Here is a 21124-nt window from a genome sequence, read left to right as displayed (position 1 = left end):
GCGTATGAGCGGAGCGACCGGCAAGTGGTGGGATCGCTTGCAGTTTACGCTGTTATTTTTGTCGTTGACGATCGCAGCGCATTATGTGTACGGTTGGCTGCAGACGGCGATGTCACCGCTGGACCCGTACCGCGTGCCGGAAGGCAGGGCGGAGAAAGTGTTCGAGTCCGGAGACCCGCAGTCGGGGCCGGCATCCCCTGCGGACCGGCTGAAACTGTTCTACTGGCTCGGCGAGTAGCGCACGGCTGAATTCAGGGTTAAAATGGGGGAGTATATTCGAGGGAGGAACGCTGCCCCATGAAGCAGGACATTGCGAATTTTTTGGCGAACCTGAAGGCGGCCGGGCATCTGGCCGCCAATTCGCTCGACGGCTATCGTCGGGATCTCGAGGATGTCGGGCGGACGCTCGAGGAACGACACGGCATTGTCCGTGCAGCCGATGTCAAGCCGCATCATCTGTCCGCGTACCTTCACGAACTGCGGGAGCAAGGCAGATCGAACGCCACGCTGTCCCGCAGAATCGTATCCATAAAAGCCTTTTTCCAATATGCCCATGAATCGGAGATAACGCCGTCGAACCCGTCCACCCGTCTGACGCCTCCCAAGGCGGAACGCAAACCGCCAAAGGCGCTCTCGTTGACGGACGTCGAGCGGCTGCTTGAGGCGCCCGAGCTGGCGGACGATGCAGGCATTCGCGACCGTACGATGCTGGAGACGCTGTACGCCACGGGGATGCGTGTGACCGAGCTGACCGGGCTCGACGTCTCCGACGTCCGGACCGATCTGCGTCTGCTCGTCTGTCGCGGCTCGGGCGGGAGAGAGCGCATGATTCCGATTAGTTCCATGTGCCGCGATTGGATGATAAAATACTTGCAGGAAGCTCGGCCTCGGATGGTTCGCGAGAATGGCTCGGAACACGCCCTGTTCGTGAGCCATCTGGGGAGCCGCATGACGAGGCAGGGCTTCTGGAAGCTGATCAAGAAATACGCCGCCGCCGCAGGCGTCAGCACGGAAGTGACGCCCCACACGCTAAGGCACTCGTTTGCGTATCATCTGGTTGACAACGGGGCGGACCTGAGAGCCGTCCAGGAGATTTTGGGCCATGCGGATTTAACGGCTACGCAAGTGTATCAGCCGTCAGTCAGGGCGAAGCTAAGAGATGTGTACGACAGCTTCCATCCGCGTTCGAGCGGCGGCAGCGACAGCCAGAACAATTGAATCGTACGAACGAAGGCGCGAATTTTGAGGGAGGTTTCCGGCATGCCGTTTAAAAGAATTACCGTAATCGTGCTTGACAGTGTCGGTATCGGCGAGCTTCCGGACGCTGCGGCGTACGGCGATGCCGGCGCGCACACATTAGGGCATATCGCGGCAGGCCCGTCCGGCCTCAAGCTTCCGAATCTGCGGCGTCTTGGCCTCGGCAACATCGCGAGACTCGCCGATTGGGAGCCCGCAGCCGCTCCCGCGGCTTATTACGGCAAGATGGCCGAAGTATCTGCCGGCAAAGACACGATGACAGGCCATTGGGAGCTGATGGGCCTGAAGATCGACAAGCCCTTCCGCACATTCCCCGGCGGCTTCCCGCGAGGATTGCTGGAGGCGTTCGAGGCGGAGACCGGCCGCGGCGTCCTGGGCAACAAGCCCGCTTCGGGAACGGAGATTCTGGACGAGCTCGGCGCGGAGCAGATGCGCAGCGGCGCCTGGATCGTCTACACGTCCGCGGACAGCGTGTTCCAGATCGCGGCCCATGAGGATGTCATCCCGCTGGAGGAGCTGTACGAAGCCTGCCGGATCGCCCGCAGGCTGACCAACAAGGACGAATATTCCGTCGGCCGCGTCATTGCGAGGCCGTACGTCGGCAAGCCGGGGAGCTTCACGCGTACGCCGAACCGGCACGACTATGCGGTCAAGCCGCCGGAGCCGACCGTGCTGAATGCGCTCAAGAAGGCAGGCAAGGACGTCATTGCTGTCGGCAAGATCAACGATATTTTTTGCGGGGAAGGCATCACGAAGTCTTATCCTACGAAAAGCAATCAAGACGGCATCGACAAGACGATCGGTCAACTCGGCGGCACGTTCGAAGGACTGCTGTTCACCAATCTCGTTGACTTTGATTCGCTGTACGGACATCGTCGCGACGTGGACGGCTACGCTCGTGCGCTTGAAGAGTTCGACCGTGCCGTGCCCGAACTGCTCTCGCGGTTGACGGACGACGATCTGCTCGTCATTACGGCCGACCACGGCAACGACCCGGTACACGCCGGTACCGATCATACGCGGGAATACGTTCCGTTGCTGGCTTACAGTCCTTCCTTCGGCAAACCCGGAGATCTCGGCACGCTCTCGACATACGCCGACTTGGCGGCCACGATTGCCGACAACTTCGGCGTAACCCGCACATCGAACGGGACGAGCTTCCTGCACAAGCTGACCTAACATACCTACTTTACGGAATGAGGAGCGGATCACATGGTCTACCAATCCATCAATATTATCGAAGAAGCGGCAGCATATATTGCGGACCGTACGGAGCTGCGCCCGGAGGTCGGCCTGATTCTCGGCTCTGGACTTGGCGTTATCGGAGACGATATGGAAGAAGCGGTCACGATTCCATACGAAGATATTCCGCACTTCCCCGTATCGACAGTCGAAGGCCATGCCGGCGAGCTCGTTGTCGGCAAGCTTCAGGGGCGGCCGGTCGCTCTCATGCGCGGGCGGTTCCATATGTACGAGGGCTACGAGCCCGAACGCACCGCGCTTCCCGTACGCGTCATGAAGGCGCTCGGCATCAAGACGCTGTTCGTCACCAACGCGGCGGGCGGTGTCAACCTGGATTATGAGCCAGGCAATCTGATGATCATATCCGATCATTTGAACTTGACGGGCCGCAATCCGCTCGTAGGGCCCAACGACAATGCGCTCGGGGTCCGCTTCCCCGATATGTCGGACGCCTATACGCGCAGGCTGCGGGAACTCGCGAAGGCTACGGCCGCCGAGCTGGGCATACCTGTCCGCGAAGGCGTATATGCAGGCCTGCTCGGTCCGAATTATGAGACGCCGGCCGAGATTCGGATGCTGCGCGTGATCGGCGCAGACGCCGTCGGCATGTCGACCGTCTCCGAGGTGCTGGTCGCTCGTCATTCCGGACTCGAAGTTATCGGGATTTCCTGCATCAGCAACATGGCGGCAGGCATTCTCGATCAGCCGCTGTCGCATGAGGAAGTCATGGAGACGACCGAGCTCGTCAAGCAGCAATTTATTCGTCTGGTGCTGGCTCTCCTGCCCAAGCTTTGACAGGGACGCTACCGAGCTTATACAGAGAGAGGACGCTGCGCATATGAGAGCAGTAGACATCATTCGCAAAAAAAGACATGGCGGCGAGCTCAGCGAAGCCGAGATTCAGTTCCTCATCGACGGCCTCGTAGACGGCTCGATTCCCGACTATCAAATCTCCGCCTGGGCGATGGCCGTGTGCTGCATGGGAATGACCGACAAGGAGACCGCCGCGCTGACGCTGGCGATGGCTCACTCGGGCGACACAGTCGATCTGTCCCAGATCGCCGGCATCAAGGTGGACAAACATAGCACGGGCGGCGTAGGCGACAAGACGACCTTGATCGTCGCCCCCCTCGTCGCCGCCTGCGGCGTCCCGGTCGCCAAGATGAGCGGCCGCGGTCTCGGCCATACCGGCGGGACCATCGACAAGCTCGAGTCAATTCCCGGCTTCCGCACGGAGCTGAGCCGAGCGGACTTCTTCGCCCAGGTGAACGACATCGGCGTCGCCGTCATCGGCCAGAGCGGCAATATCGCGCCTGCCGACAAGAAGCTGTACGCGCTGCGCGATGTGACAGCGACTGTCGAGTCGATCCCGCTCATCGCGAGTTCCGTCATGAGCAAGAAGATTGCGGCCGGTGCCGACGCCATTTTGTTGGACGTCAAAGCGGGAGACGGCGCCTTTATGAAGACACCCGAAGACGCTGCGAGACTCGCCGAGGCGATGGTCTCCATCGGCAACCAAGTCGGGCGCCGCACCGTTGCCGTCATCAGCGATATGGACCAGCCGCTCGGCCGCACGATCGGCAATGCGCTTGAAGTACGCGAAGCGATCGAAGTGCTCCGAGGAGACGGACCGGACGACCTGCGCGAGGTATCCCTCGTATTGGCCGGCCATATGCTTGTCCTGGGAGGCATCGCGCCGGATATCACCGCAGCGCGGAGCCGTCTGGAGGCGGCCATCGCCTCCGGGGAGGCGCTCCGCAAGCTCGCCGACTTGCTTGCCGCTCAGGGCGGCGATCCTGCCGTCACCGAGGATTTGTCGCTGCTCCCGCAAGCGCCGATTCGGCTGCCCGTGCCTGCTCCAGCCGATGGCTACGTGCTGGGGATCGAAGCCGAAGCGATCGGCCTCGCGGCGATGACCTTGGGCGCTGGCCGCGCGACCAAGGATGATCAGATTGACTATGCCGTGGGCATCGAACTGTCGGCCAAGCCGGGAGATCGCGTCCGCAAGGGCGATCCGATCGCCACGCTGTACGTTCAATCCGATGACGACCGCGCAGCGAGCGCCATTGAATCCGTCCGTTCCGCATACCGTCTAGGTGCAGAGAGAGGTCCGGACAGACCTTTACTGCACGGGATCGTACAATAACCTGCGTTGCAGCAATTCAAGACTCTTTCCTCCTGTTCTGGAGTGAAGGAGTTTTTTTATTTGTAAAAAAATGTAATTTAACTCGCATGAAATCAGTGTTCTATTTCTTTTCGGGCCTTATCCCTTTCGCTCAGTCCGGGACCCGCGATCACCCCTTTCGCGCCTTTTCGGGGCTCATCCCGCTCGCTCAACGAATTTCCAGGGAACAATTGACAAACGCTTTTGTCGCCATTTAAAATGGGAACAAATGTTCCTTTTTGGAGGCGTGACCTATGCTGTTGATCGATCTGCCTGCAGGTTCCTGGGAGTCGTGGACGGAGGCGCAGTGTGTCGAAGCGCTGTACCAGGCGCGCTGGCCGCACGGCTTTCGTTGCCCGGATTGCGACTACGCGCACTGCTCGGTCCTCCGGACGCGCAAGTATCCGCTCTATGTCTGTTCCTCCTGCAAGCGGCAGACGTCGATCACGGCAGGCACGGTGATGCACGGCACACGCACGCCGCTTCGGCTGTGGTTCCGGGCGATGCTGTGGGTGGCGGAGGAAGGCACGTCCGTCGAGCTGGCGGAGATTCTCCAGGTGACCTATAAGACGGCATGGCTGATCGGCCACAAGCTGCGCGATGCGCTGACGCAGGAGGCGGAAGGGCAGCAGCTCACAGGTGCGGTGGCGGTTACGGGCGGCATCTACGGATTCAAGTGGTATTCGGGCGGCAGCCTGCATATGAAGCCCGAGCATCAGCCAGTCGTGATCGGCGCAGTGATGGACGATAACGAAGAGCTGCTCGAGATCAAGATGGAGCATATGGACCGGAGCGTGACGGGCAACTCGCGGCTGCTGGGCCGGTTCGTATACGAGGAGTTCGCGGAGCACCATGCGCCGGAGAGCGTGAAGTCGATGAAAATGTACCCCTACTATGGAGTCAAGAGCCTGAAGCCGCTGTCGGCGCTACTTCGGCATGCGATGAATTGGTTCGACCACAAGCTGCAGGGGATCGGACCGAAGTATTTGCAGGCGTATTTAAACCATCAATCGTTTGTGTTCAACATATCGAGGCGCGGCAGCAACCAAGTGCTCGGGCATCTGCTGCACCTGTGCGGGACGCGGCGGACGGTGACCTGCCGTCAACTGACGAGGCGGTGTCTGCAGCTAAGGGTCAGCAAGTGGCGTCATCTTTTTAACGTTGGTTAACGAGCCCTCTTATACAACACCAACTTGTTTGTGAAGAACCAGTTTTAATTGTATTCAGACACTCGCATACATTCTGCATTCTTTCCGCCCTCACACTGTAGCAACATACTATTGAGCGAAGGGGATAAGCGCCCAAACATAAAATTATGTGTTAAGAGGCGAGCAGATTGAGCGAAGGGGATGAGCCCCGAAAAGGGGAGAAAGGGTAATATCCGCCTCGAGATAACCAAAATATCCCAAAAAAATCAATACAGGTCCACATTTGAGCTCCCCATCTCCAAAAACAAGCTCCGCTTCTCCACAAGCTGGAATATGTTGAAGATACTGCGGGTACACTATGTCCCAAGACGAATCCAGGTCTGCGTTCAGCCGGCCGGTGGGAGGGACATCATTCTTGAGTCACCAACAGCATAGACAACGAAAACATATGTGGAGCAAGGCGATCGCGCTGGGTATCGCCGCGACGATCATGCTGCCGGGTGCGGCTTGGGCGAAGGAAGACAGCACCGGAAAAGCGGGGGGGCCGCAGACGGATCTGGCTGCGAATGCGAGATCGGCGATATTGATGGACGCCGACAGCGGGACAATCGTCTACGAGAAAAACAGTCATTCGGCGCTGCCGCCCGCGAGCATTACGAAGATCATGACCATGCTGCTCATCATGGAGGCGATCGACGATGATAGGCTCAAGCTGACGGATCAAGTATCGACGAGCGAATATGCCGCTTCGATGGGCGGTTCTCAGATATTCTTGGAACCGGGCGAGCAGATGTCGGTTAATGATATGCTGAAGGGTGTAGCGATGGCCTCCGGCAACGACGCATCGGTGGCGCTAGCGGAGAAGCTGGCCGGCAGCGAGGAAGAGTTCGTCAAGATGATGAACAAGCGTGCGGAAGAACTCGGCTTGAAGGATACGCGATTTGCGAACTGCAACGGGTTGCCGGCTGCCGGCCATGTGTCGTCCGCGCACGATATAGCCGTAATGTCGCGCGAACTGCTCAAGCATCCCGAGATCACGAAGTATACGGGTGCTTACCAGGATTATTTGCGCAAGGATAAGGAGAAGCCGTTCTGGCTTGTCAATACGAACAAGCTTGTGCGGTTTTATCCTGGTGCGGACGGATTGAAGACGGGCTTCACCAGCGAGGCGAAGTTCTGTCTGTCGGCGACGGCCAAGCGGGACAATCTGCGGATGATCGTCGTCGTCATGGGCGAGCCCAACACGAAGACGCGCAACGCCGAAGTTTCGAAGCTGCTGGACTATGCGTTTGCCCAGTACTCGAACGTACAGATCTACAAGGCGGGCGATGCGATCGGCAAGCTGAAGATCGAGAAGGGCGAGACAGCCGAGGTGCCGCTCACGGCGAAGCATTCTTATAGCATTCTGGTTCGCAAGGGCGAAGGCGGCAAGGATATCAGTCATGAACTTGTGCTGCAGGACAAGGTGACCGCTCCGGTCAAGGCAGGACAAGAAGTCGGCAAGCTGATCGTCTATCGGGGCAACGAGGTGCTGTCCGAGTTTCCGATCGAGGCGCCGCAGCACGTGGACAAGGCCAGCTACTGGACGCTGTTCAAGCGGTCGGCAGGCAAGCTGTTCATGGGCGGCAAATAGATGCGAACGCAAGGCGGCGGGACGAAAATTCGTCTCCGCTTCTTTGCGTATTTTGTCGCCTTTTAACGGCCTTCTTCTAGTTTTGTCGGAGGGCAGGAATGAGGAGACGGCTCGTAGAATGATAAGCATCTACCATAAACTTGAAGGCGCATGAGAGGAGAATCGGCATGAGTTTGCAGGTGGAGCTGGAGCAGCAGCGCAATGTGCTCATCGTTCGCTTGAGAGGGGAACTGGACCATCACACGGCGGACATCGTCCGCTTCAAGATGGAGGATGCGATACTGCGCGGCAGATGCGACCATGTCGTACTGAGTCTGCGCGATCTGCAGTTCATGGACAGCTCGGGTCTGGGTGTCGTGCTGGGCCGCTACAAGCTGGTCAAAGGTCGCGGCGGGCGCATGGTCGTATGCGATGCGCATGACAATGTGAAGCGGCTGTTCGAGCTGTCAGGTTTGTTCAAGATTCTATCTTTCTACGATAATGAACGCTCGGCGCTAGCCGGTCTGGAGGTCGTATCATGAGCATCGACAATTGCATGAAGCTCTCCTTTGCCGCTCGGTCCGAGAACGAGGCGTTCGCGCGCGTCGCCGTCGCCGCCTTCGTATCTCAGCTGGATCCGACGCTGGACCAGATCAACGACATCAAGACGGTCGTATCGGAGGCCGTCACCAATTCGATTATCCACGGGTATGACAACGATCCGGAAGGGCTAGTGCATCTTGAAGTGGAGATTGCGGGAGACATGGTTTCTATCGTAATCCGCGATGAAGGCAGAGGCATCGAGGATCTGGAGATCGCGAGGCAGCCGCTATTCACGTCCCGGCCGGAGCTGGAGCGCTCGGGCATGGGGTTCACGATCATGGAGAACTTCATGGATGAATTCGAAGCGACGAGCGCTCCGCACAAAGGCACGAGTCTCAGAATGAAGAAGCGTATCGAGTCCAAGAAGGCATTGTTCAACTAATACCGCGGCAGGGGTTGGGGGCATGGAAATCGAATGGAAGCGATCTTCGCCGCCGGGGTATCTTGAGGATGCTGAGGTCAAGCGGCTCATCGCGCTAAGTCAGTCGGGCGACACGGCCGCCCGCGATATGCTGGTATCGAACAATATACGACTGGTATGGTCTGTCGTGCAGCGGTTCTCGGGACGGGGCTATGATCCCGACGATCTGTTCCAGATCGGCTGCATCGGATTGCTCAAGTCGGTGGACAAATTCGATCTGTCGTACGACGTGAAGTTCTCGACGTACGCGGTGCCGATGATTATCGGCGAGATTCAGCGCTTCCTGCGGGACGACGGCACGCTCAAGGTGAGCCGCTCGCTCAAGGAGATGGCAGGCAAGGTGCGCAAGACAAAGGATGAACTGTCCAAGGTGCTCGGCAGGCAGCCTACGATCGGGGAAGTGGCGGAGCGCCTGGGCGTGACGTCGGAAGAGATCGTATTCGCGCAGGAAGCGAACAAGCCGCCGACTTCGATTCACGAGACGGTATTCGAGAACGATGGCGATCCGATCACGCTCATGGACCAGATCTCGGACGACGCCCAGGAAAAATGGTTCGACAAGCTGGCGCTCACGCAGGCGATTCAGGCGTTGTCGGAGCGCGAGCGGCTGATCGTGTACTTGCGGTATTTCCGCGATCAGACGCAATCCGAGGTGGCCGGGCGGCTCGGCATATCCCAGGTTCAGGTCAGCCGTCTGGAAAAGAAAATATTGCAAAGCATCAAGGAACAAATTGCGCAGTAGCCGCATGCGACCGCCGCCGGAGAATCCCGGCAGCAAAGGCGCATGAGGCAGAGCGACTTCAATAAGTTGGCCGCAGGACCGCTACCGGTCTTGCGGCTTATTTGTGCTTCGCGCGGATTGTATCCCCGGCATTGCTTCATACTACAAGGAAACGATCGCCTGGAGGTGAAGCGGATGGAAGCCGGGATTGTTTATTTGCGCTTGCGCAGAAGGGTAGTTGTACTGCCGGGCGCGGTGATCAGACTGGGGGACATCGCTTCGATCGAGACCGATCGCCGTTATGCGGTCAAGCTTCGCGAGCTAATCGTATGGAAGATGCGACCCGAGGACGGCAATCTGCTCATGATCGACATGCTTCAGATCGTCCGGCTGATTCGGCAGATGAATCCTGCGCTGACGGTGGAGACGTTCGGCGAGCCGCATGTGCTGCTGGAGACAATTCCCGGCGGCAAGAGCCGGCCCCGGTATGCGCTGCTGATCGCTGCCTGGCTGCTGCTTTTTTTCGGATCGGGAATGGCGATCATGAATTTCCATGCAGACGTGGATATGCCGGACGTTCAGCGGAGAATTATCGAGCTGCTGACAGGGCGGCCTGAGCGTCATGCCTGGCTGTTCGAAGTTCCGTATTCGCTCGGCGTCGGCCTCGGCATGCTCATCTTTTTCAACCGCGTCTTCCGCAAGCGTCTGAACGACGAGCCGAATCCGCTGGAGGTCGAGATGTTCATGTACCAGGAAAATGTCAACCACTATGTAATTACGGAGGAGTACGCCAAAACCCGAGAGCGGGAGGACGGCCCGGATGCCTGAACTGGCTGGCGAGGTCCTCGTCGCGGTCATCGGACTGTCGGGCGGCTTCGCGGTAGGAAGCGCCTTTGTCGCGTTGTTGATCGTGCTGGACCTGGTACCCAGACTCGTTCAATTGACGCGCGCGCACCGGCGGTCGGCAGTATTCGAGTCTGCGCTGCTCGCGGGCGTGATTGGCTTCAACTGTGCGGACCTGTTCGACTGGCGTCTCTCGCTGGGACCGGGATGGCTGCTTGTGCCCGCCGTATTCCAAGGCGTATTCGTCGGCATGCTCGCCGCAGCGCTGACCGAGGTGCTCAACGTTATTCCGATCGTCGCCAAGCGTCTCAGGCTCGGTCCTTATTTATTGCTGCTGCTGCTCGCCATGGTGCTCGGCAAGGTCGCCGGCTCGCTGGCGGACTGGTTTGTTTTCCAACGGATGGATTAATCGACAAGGGGTAGATCGCGCATGGATATGACGGAGCATGGAAGCATGGATCTGAACAAGGAAGGCGGCCCTCCACAGGACGAACCGGTCCAAGCAAACGGCTCCTCCATGATCCGCCCGCTCGTTCCGGGCGAGGGCGGGAGCAGGCGCAAGCGGACGGGCAAGGACAAGTTCTCACATGAGGAAAAGCAAGCGGACGGGCGGCAGAAGTCCGAGGCGCCGGAGCAGATGACGCAGGACAGCGACAGCGACCGGGAAGCGGACAAGATGCAGGCTGAGCGGCAGGAACCGAACCGGGAACAGAACCAGGAACCGAACCAGGAACCGAACCAGGAACAGAACCGGGAACAGAACCAGAAGCAGGCTCAGGGCCGGAAGCAGGCTCGGGGTCACGACAAGACCCAGAATCAGGATAAGGCCCAGGGTAAGGACGAGGGGCAGGATCCGATTCCTGTGCATATCGAGGACTGGCACGAAAAGGTGAAGAAAACGCTCGGCATGGATTCGTCCTTTGACGTTCAGGTGCGGGAGATGACGCTTGGCGGCGCTCGGACGGGCTTGCTGTTTTTAAGCAGCTTCGCCAAGGATGCCTCTCTGATGGAGATCCTGAAGCGGCTCACCTATTTGTCGCCCGACAGCACCGGACATGATGCGCTGGAGAGCTTTTTCCAATATTATGTACCGACGGTCCAGATTCGAAAAACCGATTCGTTCACGGAGATGGTGAACGATGTCCTGATGGGCAATGCCGCGATCTATGTGGACGGAGAGCCGCGGGCGCTGCTGCTCGATGCGAAGCAGTACCCCGGGCGTCAGCCGGAGCAGCCCGAGCTTGAGAAGGTCGTGCGGGGCAGCAAGGATGGCTTCACCGAAAATATATTGTCCAATGTGGGGCTCATCCGCCGCCGCCTGCGCGACCCGAAGCTGCGCTTCGAAATATTGAAGGTCGGGGATCGGACGAAGACCGATGTGGCAATCGTCTATATCGACGACATCGCGGACACGAAGCTCGTCGAGTCGGTGCGGGACAAGATCAAGGCGGTCAAGATCGACGGCATCCCGCTTGCCGACAAGCAGCTGGAGGAGGTGACGGTCAAGACGAGCTGGAACCCGTTCCCGCTCGTGCGTTATTCGGAGCGGCCGGACGTAGTGGCCTCCCATCTGCTCGACGGAAGCGTGACGGTGCTCGTGGACACGTCGCCGAGCGTCATGATGCTGCCGACGACCTACTTCGACCTGATCCAGCACGCGGAGGAGAACAGGCAAAGCCCGTTCATCGGCACTTACTTTCGATTCGTCCGATTCATCGGCATCCTGATGTCGATGTTCCTGCTCCCGCTCTGGTACATGTACGCGGAATCCGCGCATCTTCGCCCGCATTGGCTGTGGTTCATCGGCGCGGACAAGACCGGCGATCTACCGCTTGTCATACAGTTCCTGCTCGTCGAGATCGGCGTCGATCTGATGCGGCTGGCCGCCGTCCACACGCCCTCGCCGCTCGTGTCGGCCGTATCGCTCGTCGCGGCGATCCTGGTCGGGGATATCGCCGTCAAGACGGGGTTGTTCATCAACGAGGTCATCTTGTATATGGCCGTCGCCTCGATCGGCACGTTCGCCACCCCGAGCTACGAGCTGGGGCTGGCCAACCGCATTGTCAGACTTGTGCTGCTGCTGTCCGTCTTCTTGTTTCAATTGCCGGGCTTTATCGCCTGCTCGACGATCATATTTATCGCGCTGGTGATGGTCCGCTCCTACAACACGCCGTACATGTGGCCGCTGATACCGTTTAACGGACCGGCGCTGATCAACATATTGCTGCGCAGGCCGTTGCCCAAGAGCCGTACGCGCCCGTCGATCTACAGGGCGAAGCAGAGCGACAAGCAGCCGGTATGACGTCCCGGCGGCGCCGGATGACGCAGGAATGCAAATGATGCGCGAAATCCTCCATTTCCCCAAATGGCGAACTGGGATATACTCATACTATTGAATTATGCATTCCAGTCCAAAAGGGGAAATTATACATGTACTTCCACGGAACAAGCCGCATCAACGAAAAAGGCCATCTTGAGATCGGCGGTGTCGATTCGCTCGAGCTCGCCGCGAAGTTCGGCACGCCGCTCTACGTCGTCGACGAGGCGCTCGTACGCCAGCGCGCGCGCGAATATGTCGAAGCATTCCGCGCGACGGGACTGAAGTTCCAGGTCGCCTACGCATCCAAGGCATTCTGCGTCATGGCCATGTGCCGCGTCGCCGAAGAAGAGGGCATGAGCCTCGACGTCGTCTCCGACGGCGAGCTGTATACGGCGCTGCAGGCAGGCTTCCCGGCCGAGCGCATTCACTTCCACGGCAACAACAAAACGCCGGACGAGATTGAGATGGCGCTGAAGGCGGGCATCGGCTGCTTCGTCGTCGATAACTTCACGGAGCTCGCGCTGCTGAATGCGATTGCCGGCGAGCACGGCAAAAAGGTAAATATTCTGCTGCGCGTGACGCCGGGTGTCGAGGCGCATACGCATGACTACATCTCCACCGGCCAGCAGGACTCCAAGTTCGGCTTCGACATTGGCAACGGCACCGCGCTGCGCGCCGTAGAAGAAGCGCTGGCACAGCCGCAGCTCAACCTGCTGGGCGTGCATTCCCATATCGGCTCGCAAATCTTCGAGGTCGAAGGCTTCCGCATGGCCGTGGACAAAGTGTCGGCGTTCGCGATCGAAGTCCGCGCCAAGCTGGACAAGACGTTCTCCGTCATCAACCTCGGCGGCGGCTTCGGCATTCGCTACGTCGAAGGCGATACGCCGCTGCCGGTCGCGACATATGTCAAGGCGATCACGGACGCGATCATCTCGTCCTTCACGGCCGCCGACTATCCGCTGCCCGAGATCTGGGTCGAGCCGGGCCGCAGCATTGTCGGCGACGCCGGCACGACGCTGTACACGGTCGGCACGAGCAAGGATATCCCCGGCGTCCGCAAGTATATCGCGGTCGACGGCGGCATGACGGACAACCCGCGTCCCGCGCTGTACGAGTCCAAGTACGAAGCAGTGCTCGCGAACCGTCCGCAGGACGAAGCGACCGAGCTCGTATCCGTCGCCGGCAAGTGCTGCGAGAGCGGCGACATGCTCATCTGGGATCTCAAGCTGCCGGCCGTGAAGTCCGGCGACGTGCTCGCCGTATTCTGCACGGGCGCCTACAACTACGCGATGGCGAGCAACTACAATCGCATTCGCCGTCCGGCGGTCGTCTTCGTGAAGGACGGACAGGCGGACCTGGTCGTCGCCCGCGAGTCGTTCGAGGACATCGCCCGCAACGATCTGCTGCCCGAGCGCCTGAAGAAGCAGCCGGTTCGCGGCTGATTCATCCGGACGCGACGGCGGCATAGCCGGCTGGCAGCCGATCTCCGGCGCCGCCCGGCGTTCGCACGACGAGCGCAGGGATGATCAACGCCGGAATGACGAGCGCAGGGATGCTTTGAAGGCCGAACGGGAAGCGAATCGCTTCCCGCCCGGCCTTTTCCCTTTTGTCCCAAAATGTAGTATGATGGGACGAGTCAAAAAGAGTCAAATGAAGGAGTGCTGATCCCCTATGTCCAAGCAAGCTACGATCAAACTGGCGAACGGCAACGAGGTCGTCATTGAACTGTTCGACAAGGATGCGCCGAATACGGTGGCCAACTTCGAGAAGCTCGCCAACACGGGTTTCTATAACAACCTGAGCTTCCATCGCGTCATTCCCGGCTTCGTCGCGCAAGGCGGCTGCCCGAACGGCAACGGCACCGGCGGCCCGGGCTACGAGATCGACTGCGAGATCAATCCGAACAAGCACGAGCGCGGCGCGCTCGCAATGGCTCACCGCGGCAAGAACACGGGCGGCAGCCAGTTCTATATCGTCTATGCCCCGCAGCCTCACCTGGACGGCGTCCACACCGTATTCGGCAAGGTCGTCTCCGGCATGGAGTATGTCGACGCGCTTCGCGGCGGCGACAAGTTCGAGTCGATCGCGGTTACCGAATAATATCATCGCTCATCGTCTGTTCAAGCCCGCTGCCCGGTTTGCCGGAGGCGGGCTTTTTTGTGCGTACGAACGCCATGCGTCCATACGAATGCAAGCTGTGCGGCGACACGGTCTGCCGTCTGCCACTTGAGGGCAGGCAGACAAGCAAAGGCTAATCCGACTTAAATTGTCAGAATTATACTTGCTATTGTCACCCCATAGTGTTACAATTTTTTCAGCGTTCCGGCTTCATGCCGTGACGCAGCTTGCCTTCGGGGCGGGGTGGAATTCCCCACCGGCGGTGATCGGCATCCCTGCCATCTGTATGCAGCAGGGACGGCCGTCAGTCCGTGACCCGTGTTAGCGCCCACCATACGAGTGAAGGCGCGAAGCGGTGGACCTGGTGAGAGTCCGGGACCGACAGTTACAGTCTGGATGGGAGAAGGGAGCGCAGCGCGGTCACGCGCGTGTTTTTGGGCTAGGCTTAGACGTATATTTGCGATGGATACGGATTGCCGCACACACGGCTTTGTTTGTGCATCTTTTCACAACCGACTTCTCATCCATAGGCTTCTATACGACCGTCGCCACGTCCATGCACGCTGCGGGTCTGTTCTATGCTGTGCGTCTACTGCCCCCGGAGGATGATCTCCGGGGTTTTTATGTTGTCCGGCAAGGGAAAAAAGGGAAGGGAAGAGGTGAGAGGCGAATGGAGCTGCTGAGCGATGCGTTCTATATGCGCCTCGCGCTTCAGACGGCGGCAGGCGCCGCAGGGCAGACGGGCATCAACCCGATGGTCGGCTGCGTCGTCGTCAAGGACGGACGAATCGTCGGCATCGGCGCGCATCTGAAGCGCGGAGAGGCGCATGCGGAGGTTCACGCGCTCAACATGGCGGGCGCCGAGGCCGTCGGCGCGACGGCCTACGTCACGCTCGAACCGTGCAGCCACTTCGGGCGGACGCCGCCGTGCTGCGACCGGCTGATTGCCGAAGGCGTGAAGCGGGTCGTCGTGGCGACGGAGGACCCGAATCCGCTCGTCGCCGGCAGCGGCATCGCGAAGCTGCGGCAGAGCGGCATCGACGTCGAGGTGGGCCTCCTGGGCGACGAGGCGCGCGCGCTCAACGAAGCGTTCAACCACTTCATCGTGACGGGCATGCCGTTCGTGACGATCAAGACGGCGCTGACGCTCGACGGGCGGATCGCTACGCGCACCGGCCACAGCCGCTGGATCACCGGCCCCGCGTCGCGCGAGGCCGTCCACACGCTGCGGCACCGCCACCAGGCCATCATGGTCGGCGCCGGCACCGTGCTGGCGGACGATCCGGAGCTGACGACGCGGCTCGCAGTGCCCGGCCTGAACCCGCTCCGCGTCGTCGTCGACTCGCGGCTGCGGCTGCCGCCCGGCGCGCGTGTGCTGAACGATGCGGCGCCGACGCTCGTGCTGACGACGGACGAGGCGGACGAGACGGCCGCGGCGCGGCTGCGTCAAGCGGGCGCCGACATCGTCCGCTGCGGTCCGGGGCCGCGCGTGAATCTCGCCGCAGGGCTCCGGGCGCTCGGCGAGCGGGGGATCGGCTCGGTGCTGGCCGAGGGCGGCGGCGTGCTCAACGGCTCGCTGCTCGCAGCGGGCCTCGCGAGCAAGCTCATGCTGTTCTATGCGCCCAAGATCGTGGGCGACGGCGCGCCGTCCGGGTTCGCATTCAGCGGCCCCGAGCTGATGGGCGATGCGGCGAATATCAAGATCGCGTCGATCGAGCGCTATGGGGATGACTGGTGCGTCACCGGCTATCCTGTGCGCCCGGCGGAAGGAGACTGAACGGATGTTCACGGGACTCATCGAAGAGGTCGGGCGGCTGCGGCGCATCGAGAGCCGCGGCGAGGCGCTGCTGCTGACGGTGTCCGCGCGCAAGGTGCTTGAAGGCGTCAAGCTGGGGGACAGCATCGCCGTGAACGGCGTGTGCCTGACTGTCGTCGCTTATGACGGCGCCGGCTTCAGCGCGGATGTCATGCCGGAGACCTACAGACATACGAATCTTAAAGGGTTAAAGCCGGGCGAGCACGTCAACCTGGAGCGCGCCATGCTGGCCGGCGGACGGTTCGGCGGCCATATCGTGCAGGGACATGTGGACGGCACGGCGACGATCGTATCGCGGACGCCCGAGGCGAATGCGGTTGTATTCCGACTGCGGCCGGACCGGCAGCATCTGCTGCGGCTCGTCGTGCCGCAAGGCTCGATCACGCTCGACGGCATCAGCCTGACGGTCGTCTCCGTCGACCGGACGGCCGGTACGCTCGCCGTATCGATCATCCCGCACACGCTGGCGGAGACGGCGCTCGCACACAAGCAGGCAGGCGATACGGTGAATGTGGAAAACGACATTTTGGGCAAATATATCGATCATCTGCTGCATGAGAGACAGGGGAGAAGCTCCCAGGAAACGGCCGCATCCGGACTCACCGAGGCGAAGCTGAGAGAATTCGGCTTCTGATACGCAAGCAGAAGGGGGCAAATCCCATGGAACATACGGAATTCGATACGCCGTTCGATACGATCGAGGCGGCGCTCGAGGAGCTCAAGCAGGGCAAGATGGTGCTCGTCGTGGACGATGAGGACCGGGAAAACGAAGGCGATCTGATCGCGCTCGCCGAAAAGGCGACGGCCGAAGTGATCAACTTCATGATCACGAAGGCGCGCGGCCTCGTATGCGCGCCGATCACGCAGGAGCGGGCGGAGCAGCTCGACCTGCCGCCGATGGTCAGCCACAATACGGATTATCACGGTACCGCGTTTACGGTGTCCGTCGATCATATCTCGACGACGACCGGAATATCCGCCTATGAGCGCGCGATGACCGTGAAGGGACTGATCGACCCTGAGTCGAAGGCGGGCGACTTCCGCAAGCCGGGTCACATCTTCCCGCTGATCGCGAAAAAAGGCGGCGTCCTCCGCCGCTCGGGCCATACGGAAGCGGCGGTCGATCTGGCGATGCTGTGCGATTCGGAGCCGGCGGCCGTCATCTGCGAGGTCATCAAGGAAGACGGCACGATGGCCCGTCTGCCCGACCTGCTGCTTTTCGCCAAGGAACACGGTCTGAAGCTGATCTCGATCCAGGACCTGATCCGTTACCGCAACGACAAGGAAAAGCTCGTGAAGCGCGAAGTATCCGTGCGGATGCCGACGGACTTCGGCGAGTTCGAGATGGTCGCCTACACGAACGAGGTCGACAACAAGGAGCATGTCGCGCTCGTCAAGGGCGTCATCGACGACAGCGAACCCGTCCTGCTGCGGGTTCATTCCGAATGCCTCACCGGGGACATCTTCCACTCGCACCGCTGCGACTGCGGTCCCCAGCTCGAAGCCGCGATGCGGCAGATCGCCCGCGAGGGCCGGGGCGTACTGCTGTACATGCGCCAGGAGGGCCGCGGCATCGGCCTGCTGAACAAACTTCGCGCTTATCAGCTTCAGGAAGAGGGATTGGACACCGTCGAGGCGAATATTAAGTTGGGATTCGCGCCCGATCTGCGTGACTACGGCATCGGCGCACAGATTCTCAAGGATCTCGGCGTCCGCCGCATCCGGCTGCTGACGAACAATCCGCGCAAGGTTCGCGGGCTCGAGGGCTACGGCCTCCAGATCGTGGAGCGCGTGCCGATTCAGATGCAGGAAAACGAAGACAACAAGTCGTACCTGAGAACGAAGCGGACGAAGCTTGGGCATCTGCTCTCCTTCGCGGAGGACCAGGAGCAGCCGCTGCCCCCGATCCAGACGATCGAACAAAACGAACAGACCGGCGTTGCGCCGAAGAGAGGATGAATGTCATGGCATTTGTATACGAAGGCAATCTCATATCCCAAGGGTTAAAATACGGCGTCGTCGTCGGGCGCTTCAACGAGTTTATCTCCTCCAAGCTGCTGTCGGGCGCGCTGGATGCGTTCAAGCGCCACGGCGCCGAGGAACACGAGGTCGAGGTCGCCTGGGTGCCGGGCGCATTCGAGATCCCGCTCATCGCGCAGAAGATGGCCGAGAGCGGCAAGTACGACGCCGTCATCACGCTGGGTGCCGTCATCCGCGGCTCCACGCCGCACTTCGACTACGTGTGCAACGAAGCCGCCAAGGGCGTGGCCGCTGTCGGGCTCAAGACCGGCGTGCCGACGGTGTTCGGCGTGCTGACGGTCGACAGCATCGAGCAGGCGATCGAACGCGCGGGCACGAAGGCGGGCAACAAGGGCTGGGAAGCTGCGGCCACTGCGATCGAGATGGCCAATCTGACGCGGGCGCTGCAAGGCTGAGCAGCCGGATGAGGGGCGGGGGCACTAGGCGATGAGAGGGTCTGACGCCCTGGCCGCTACCGTCTCCGCCTCCTCGCTTATCTCGCTGGAAGGGTGAATGACAATCGGCACGACCGTACTTTACAAGCTGGAGACGTTCGAAGGTCCGCTCGATCTGCTGCTTCACTTGATCGACAAAGCGGAGATCGCGATCGAGGACATCTCGATCAGCGATATAACCGATCAATATATGGCCTATCTGGAGGCGATGACCGAGCTCGAGCTGGACGTGACGAGCGAGTTTCTCGTGATGGCGGCGACGCTGCTGTCCATGAAAAGCAGGCAGCTCTTGCCGAAGCCTCCGGTTACGGACGAGCCTTGGCTGACGGAGGTGGACGAGTACGGCGAGGATCCACGCGAGGAGCTGATCCGGCGGCTGATCGAATACCGCAAGTTCAAGGCGATCGCCGGGCAGCTGCGGGAGCATGAGCTCGAACGCAGTCTCGTATTCACGCGCGAGCCGTACGATCTCACGCCGTTCGAGCCGAACGTGAAGCGCAATCCGGTCGAAGGACTGCATGTCGACGATCTGGTGCGCGCCTTCCGCAAGGCGCTCAGACGCGCCGCGGGACGCAACCGGATATCGGCGATTCAGCGCGACGAGATATCGGTCAAGGATCGGATCCGCGATATTATGTCGGTGCTGAAGTCGCGCGGAGCAGCCGGCGAAGCGAAGGTGATGTTCTCGCAGCTGATCGGCGATGCGCCCGTGCGCGAGGAGATCGTCGCGACGTTCCTGGCGGTGCTTGAGCTGATGAAGCGGCGCTGGGTAAGCTGCCACCAGAGCGGGCTGTTCGACGAGATCGTGCTGACGTGGACGGGAAGGGAGGCCGACGACGATGGATTATTCGACCTTGAAATCGGTACTTGAAGGTCTGCTGTTCGTCGCGGGCGAAGACGGCTTGACCAAAAAAACGATCGCCGAGGTCGTCGAGGTCGACGGCGAGGTCGTCACCGACATCGTCAAAGATCTGCAAAAGGATCTCGTGCGGCGCAAGCGGGGCATCCGGATCGCCGAGATCGCCGGCACGTATCGTCTGACGACGGCGCCCGAGCATGCGGCCTACTTCGAGAAGCTCGCTTATTCGCCGGCCCGGACGCCGCTCTCGCAGGCGGCGCTCGAGACGCTGTCGATCGTCGCTTACCGCCAGCCGATCACGAGAGTCGAGATCGAAGAAATACGCGGCGTCAAGGCCGAGCGTCCGCTGCAGACGCTGGTAGCCAAGGATCTGATCGAGGAAGTCGGCCGCGCCGAGCAGATCGGCAGGCCGATACTGTACGGGACGACCAAGTCGTTCCTCGACTACTTTGGCTTGTCCGGCATCGAGGACCTGCCCGATCCAGTCGTGGGCGAGGCGGACGACGAGATGGAGGAGCGCACGCGCATGCTGTTCGAGCGGATCGAGGGCCGGCAGCTGTCGCTCGACGATCTGGATCGCGCGCTGCTGGCGGGCATCCCCGAGGACGAGCCGGATACGGACCCGGCCGACGATGCGATCGGCGGCGAGGCGTCGGGGTCCGGCGCGGCGAATGGCGGAGCGGACGCAGACGAGCCGCCGTCCAGATCGCAGCAGTCGGCCGCGCCCAAGAACGACGACTGGGAATTCTGATCATTCATTTGCGCATGATCCGATGCGCCTAGGCCATACTATCCCCATGCGAAAGGCGGGGAGCGTATGGCTTTTTGGTTGTGGACGGCAGGAATATTAGGTCTGCTGGCCGTCTTCTTCGCCGTATGCCTGTCCTTTGTCCGCATCCGGATACGGTATTCGCGCAGCGGCAAGCTGGACCAGTTCATCGTCATCGTGCATGCTTTGTACGGTCTGTACCGGTTCAAGATGGAGATCCCGACGATTCGCATCATGCGTTCGGGCGTATCTTTCGACACGATGAAAAAGACGACGAAGGCGGGGGCGCAGCAGTCGGACCAGAGCCGGGGCAGACTGCTGAACCTGCGGAGCATCCGGAGGCTGAGGCTGCTGGTCTATGATCTGCTGCGTTCGGTGCGAGAGATGAAGAGCTGGGTGCTGGCAGGCCTACGGAAAATTGAATGCACGCGATACCGGATGGACATACGCATAGGCACGGGCGATGCGGCTTCGACCGGCGTGGCGACCGGCTTGTGCTGGTCCGTGCTCGGCATAGCCGTGGGCTTGCTGGATCGGTTCGTGAAGCTGAGGGCGCACCCGTACGGCAGTGTCGAGCCGTCGTTCAACGCCGTCGAGCTGTCCATCGTGTGGGAGGCGGACTTCCGCATCCGGACGGGCACGGCGCTGGCGCACGCGCTTCGCGTCTTGCCGCGGCTGCAATCCGGCGGAGCGCTGCGCGGATTGCTGCGCAGCCGCGGAGCGATGACGGGCCGCACGCAGCCATAGCCGCTGCAGC

The 21124-nt window shown here is 60.7% G+C and carries 23 protein-coding genes and 1 riboswitch; of the genes, 22 read left to right on the top strand and 1 reads right to left on the bottom strand.

From position 1 onward, the window contains the following. Positions 1-4: 4 nt before the first annotated feature. From VQ071_RS10125 to lysA, 14 genes are all read left to right on the top strand, one after another. Entirely contained in the window at positions 5-238 is a 234-nt protein-coding gene (locus tag VQ071_RS10125; RefSeq protein WP_340513866.1) for a DUF4227 family protein, read from the top strand. A 59-nt stretch (positions 239-297) separates the two neighbouring features. Beyond that, the gene (gene xerD, locus VQ071_RS10120) at positions 298-1218 is read left to right on the top strand and encodes a site-specific tyrosine recombinase XerD (RefSeq protein WP_340513865.1); all 921 of its coding nucleotides are present in this window, start codon (positions 298-300) and stop codon (positions 1216-1218) included. A gap of 42 nt (positions 1219-1260) precedes the next feature. Continuing rightward, positions 1261-2436 carry a phosphopentomutase gene (locus VQ071_RS10115; RefSeq protein ID WP_340513864.1) on the top strand — a complete coding sequence of 392 codons (1176 nt, stop codon included), beginning with the start codon at positions 1261-1263 and terminating at the stop codon, positions 2434-2436. 33 nt (positions 2437-2469) lie between these two features. Next, on the top strand, positions 2470-3294 hold the full coding sequence (locus tag VQ071_RS10110) for a purine-nucleoside phosphorylase (RefSeq protein ID WP_340513863.1): 825 nt from the start codon (positions 2470-2472) through the stop codon (positions 3292-3294). A 43-nt stretch (positions 3295-3337) separates the two neighbouring features. Further along, complete coding sequence (locus VQ071_RS10105) at positions 3338-4645, top strand: pyrimidine-nucleoside phosphorylase (RefSeq protein ID WP_340513862.1); 1308 nt, start codon at positions 3338-3340, stop codon at positions 4643-4645. Between the two features lie 272 nt (positions 4646-4917). Then, entirely contained in the window at positions 4918-5832 is a 915-nt protein-coding gene (locus VQ071_RS10100) for an IS1595 family transposase (protein ID WP_340513861.1), read from the top strand. 427 nt (positions 5833-6259) lie between these two features. After that, complete coding sequence (locus tag VQ071_RS10095) at positions 6260-7444, top strand: D-alanyl-D-alanine carboxypeptidase family protein (RefSeq protein ID WP_340513978.1); 1185 nt, start codon at positions 6260-6262, stop codon at positions 7442-7444. Between the two features lie 167 nt (positions 7445-7611). After that, entirely contained in the window at positions 7612-7965 is a 354-nt protein-coding gene (gene spoIIAA / locus VQ071_RS10090; RefSeq protein ID WP_090112966.1) for an anti-sigma F factor antagonist, read from the top strand. Continuing rightward, positions 7962-8408, top strand: a complete 447-nt coding sequence (spoIIAB, locus tag VQ071_RS10085; RefSeq protein ID WP_340513860.1) for an anti-sigma F factor — start codon at positions 7962-7964, stop codon at positions 8406-8408. Before spoIIAA ends, spoIIAB begins: the two co-directional genes overlap by 4 nt. Before the next feature lie 22 nt (positions 8409-8430). Beyond that, a complete protein-coding gene (gene sigF, locus VQ071_RS10080; RefSeq protein WP_340513859.1) occupies positions 8431-9189 on the top strand; it encodes an RNA polymerase sporulation sigma factor SigF in 759 nt (252 codons plus the stop codon). A 174-nt stretch (positions 9190-9363) separates the two neighbouring features. Next, on the top strand, positions 9364-9996 hold the full coding sequence (locus VQ071_RS10075) for a stage V sporulation protein AA (RefSeq protein WP_340513858.1): 633 nt from the start codon (positions 9364-9366) through the stop codon (positions 9994-9996). Then, positions 9989-10420, top strand: a complete 432-nt coding sequence (locus VQ071_RS10070; protein ID WP_340513857.1) for a stage V sporulation protein AB — start codon at positions 9989-9991, stop codon at positions 10418-10420. Before VQ071_RS10075 ends, VQ071_RS10070 begins: the two co-directional genes overlap by 8 nt. Positions 10421-10648: 228 nt before the next feature. Beyond that, a complete protein-coding gene (locus tag VQ071_RS10065) occupies positions 10649-12313 on the top strand; it encodes a spore germination protein (protein WP_445293281.1) in 1665 nt (554 codons plus the stop codon). A 128-nt stretch (positions 12314-12441) separates the two neighbouring features. Further along, positions 12442-13773 (top strand): diaminopimelate decarboxylase, encoded by a 1332-nt coding sequence (gene lysA, locus VQ071_RS10060; protein WP_340513855.1) that lies wholly within the window; start codon positions 12442-12444, stop codon positions 13771-13773. A 1-nt stretch (position 13774) separates the two neighbouring features. Here lysA and VQ071_RS10055 read toward each other — a convergent pair whose 3' ends face one another. Next, positions 13775-13981, bottom strand: a complete 207-nt coding sequence (locus tag VQ071_RS10055) for a hypothetical protein (protein ID WP_340513854.1) — start codon at positions 13979-13981, stop codon at positions 13775-13777. 21 nt (positions 13982-14002) lie between these two features. Between VQ071_RS10055 and VQ071_RS10050 the strand changes: the two genes are divergently transcribed. The 8 genes from VQ071_RS10050 (at position 14003) to VQ071_RS10015 (ending at position 21114) form a co-directional block, all read left to right on the top strand. Further along, complete coding sequence (locus VQ071_RS10050; protein ID WP_340513853.1) at positions 14003-14431, top strand: peptidylprolyl isomerase; 429 nt, start codon at positions 14003-14005, stop codon at positions 14429-14431. 243 nt (positions 14432-14674) lie between these two features. Then, positions 14675-14861, top strand: a riboswitch (FMN riboswitch). A gap of 258 nt (positions 14862-15119) precedes the next feature. Continuing rightward, a complete protein-coding gene (gene ribD, locus VQ071_RS10045; RefSeq protein ID WP_340513852.1) occupies positions 15120-16226 on the top strand; it encodes a bifunctional diaminohydroxyphosphoribosylaminopyrimidine deaminase/5-amino-6-(5-phosphoribosylamino)uracil reductase RibD in 1107 nt (368 codons plus the stop codon). A gap of 4 nt (positions 16227-16230) precedes the next feature. Then, complete coding sequence (locus VQ071_RS10040; RefSeq protein WP_340513851.1) at positions 16231-16899, top strand: riboflavin synthase; 669 nt, start codon at positions 16231-16233, stop codon at positions 16897-16899. 26 nt (positions 16900-16925) lie between these two features. Further along, positions 16926-18224 carry a bifunctional 3,4-dihydroxy-2-butanone-4-phosphate synthase/GTP cyclohydrolase II gene (locus VQ071_RS10035; RefSeq protein WP_340513850.1) on the top strand — a complete coding sequence of 433 codons (1299 nt, stop codon included), beginning with the start codon at positions 16926-16928 and terminating at the stop codon, positions 18222-18224. 5 nt (positions 18225-18229) lie between these two features. Then, positions 18230-18700, top strand: a complete 471-nt coding sequence (gene ribH / locus VQ071_RS10030; RefSeq protein WP_340513849.1) for a 6,7-dimethyl-8-ribityllumazine synthase — start codon at positions 18230-18232, stop codon at positions 18698-18700. 97 nt (positions 18701-18797) lie between these two features. After that, positions 18798-19610 carry a segregation and condensation protein A gene (locus VQ071_RS10025; protein ID WP_340513848.1) on the top strand — a complete coding sequence of 271 codons (813 nt, stop codon included), beginning with the start codon at positions 18798-18800 and terminating at the stop codon, positions 19608-19610. Then, complete coding sequence (gene scpB / locus VQ071_RS10020) at positions 19579-20349, top strand: SMC-Scp complex subunit ScpB (RefSeq protein ID WP_340513847.1); 771 nt, start codon at positions 19579-19581, stop codon at positions 20347-20349. The genes VQ071_RS10025 and scpB overlap by 32 nt, the downstream gene beginning before the upstream one ends. Positions 20350-20415: 66 nt before the next feature. After that, entirely contained in the window at positions 20416-21114 is a 699-nt protein-coding gene (locus VQ071_RS10015) for a DUF2953 domain-containing protein (RefSeq protein WP_340513846.1), read from the top strand. The last annotated feature ends 10 nt before the right edge of the window (positions 21115-21124 follow it).

The organism is Cohnella sp. 56, assembly GCF_037963805.1.
Taxonomy (GTDB): Bacteria; Bacillota; Bacilli; order Paenibacillales; family Paenibacillaceae; genus Cohnella.
The sequence above is the reverse complement of the archived record's forward strand: the minus strand, read 5'-3'. Positions and strand labels throughout refer to the sequence as shown.

Coding starts and splice junctions, on each gene's coding strand:
- ribH (WP_340513849.1), top strand. CDS start 18,230: ATGGCATTTGTATACGAAGGCAATCTCATATCCCAAGGGTTAAAATAC.
- VQ071_RS10035 (WP_340513850.1), top strand. CDS start 16,926: ATGGAACATACGGAATTCGATACGCCGTTCGATACGATCGAGGCGGCG.
- xerD (WP_340513865.1), top strand. CDS start 298: ATGAAGCAGGACATTGCGAATTTTTTGGCGAACCTGAAGGCGGCCGGG.
- VQ071_RS10115 (WP_340513864.1), top strand. CDS start 1,261: ATGCCGTTTAAAAGAATTACCGTAATCGTGCTTGACAGTGTCGGTATC.
- VQ071_RS10110 (WP_340513863.1), top strand. CDS start 2,470: ATGGTCTACCAATCCATCAATATTATCGAAGAAGCGGCAGCATATATT.
- VQ071_RS10040 (WP_340513851.1), top strand. CDS start 16,231: ATGTTCACGGGACTCATCGAAGAGGTCGGGCGGCTGCGGCGCATCGAG.
- VQ071_RS10050 (WP_340513853.1), top strand. CDS start 14,003: ATGTCCAAGCAAGCTACGATCAAACTGGCGAACGGCAACGAGGTCGTC.
- VQ071_RS10075 (WP_340513858.1), top strand. CDS start 9,364: ATGGAAGCCGGGATTGTTTATTTGCGCTTGCGCAGAAGGGTAGTTGTA.
- VQ071_RS10025 (WP_340513848.1), top strand. CDS start 18,798: ATGACAATCGGCACGACCGTACTTTACAAGCTGGAGACGTTCGAAGGT.
- VQ071_RS10065 (WP_445293281.1), top strand. CDS start 10,649: ATGACGCAGGACAGCGACAGCGACCGGGAAGCGGACAAGATGCAGGCT.
- spoIIAB (WP_340513860.1), top strand. CDS start 7,962: ATGAGCATCGACAATTGCATGAAGCTCTCCTTTGCCGCTCGGTCCGAG.
- VQ071_RS10125 (WP_340513866.1), top strand. CDS start 5: ATGAGCGGAGCGACCGGCAAGTGGTGGGATCGCTTGCAGTTTACGCTG.
- VQ071_RS10070 (WP_340513857.1), top strand. CDS start 9,989: ATGCCTGAACTGGCTGGCGAGGTCCTCGTCGCGGTCATCGGACTGTCG.
- lysA (WP_340513855.1), top strand. CDS start 12,442: ATGTACTTCCACGGAACAAGCCGCATCAACGAAAAAGGCCATCTTGAG.
- VQ071_RS10105 (WP_340513862.1), top strand. CDS start 3,338: ATGAGAGCAGTAGACATCATTCGCAAAAAAAGACATGGCGGCGAGCTC.
- spoIIAA (WP_090112966.1), top strand. CDS start 7,612: ATGAGTTTGCAGGTGGAGCTGGAGCAGCAGCGCAATGTGCTCATCGTT.
- VQ071_RS10095 (WP_340513978.1), top strand. CDS start 6,260: ATGTGGAGCAAGGCGATCGCGCTGGGTATCGCCGCGACGATCATGCTG.
- VQ071_RS10100 (WP_340513861.1), top strand. CDS start 4,918: ATGCTGTTGATCGATCTGCCTGCAGGTTCCTGGGAGTCGTGGACGGAG.
- scpB (WP_340513847.1), top strand. CDS start 19,579: ATGGATTATTCGACCTTGAAATCGGTACTTGAAGGTCTGCTGTTCGTC.
- VQ071_RS10015 (WP_340513846.1), top strand. CDS start 20,416: ATGGCTTTTTGGTTGTGGACGGCAGGAATATTAGGTCTGCTGGCCGTC.
- ribD (WP_340513852.1), top strand. CDS start 15,120: ATGGAGCTGCTGAGCGATGCGTTCTATATGCGCCTCGCGCTTCAGACG.
- sigF (WP_340513859.1), top strand. CDS start 8,431: ATGGAAATCGAATGGAAGCGATCTTCGCCGCCGGGGTATCTTGAGGAT.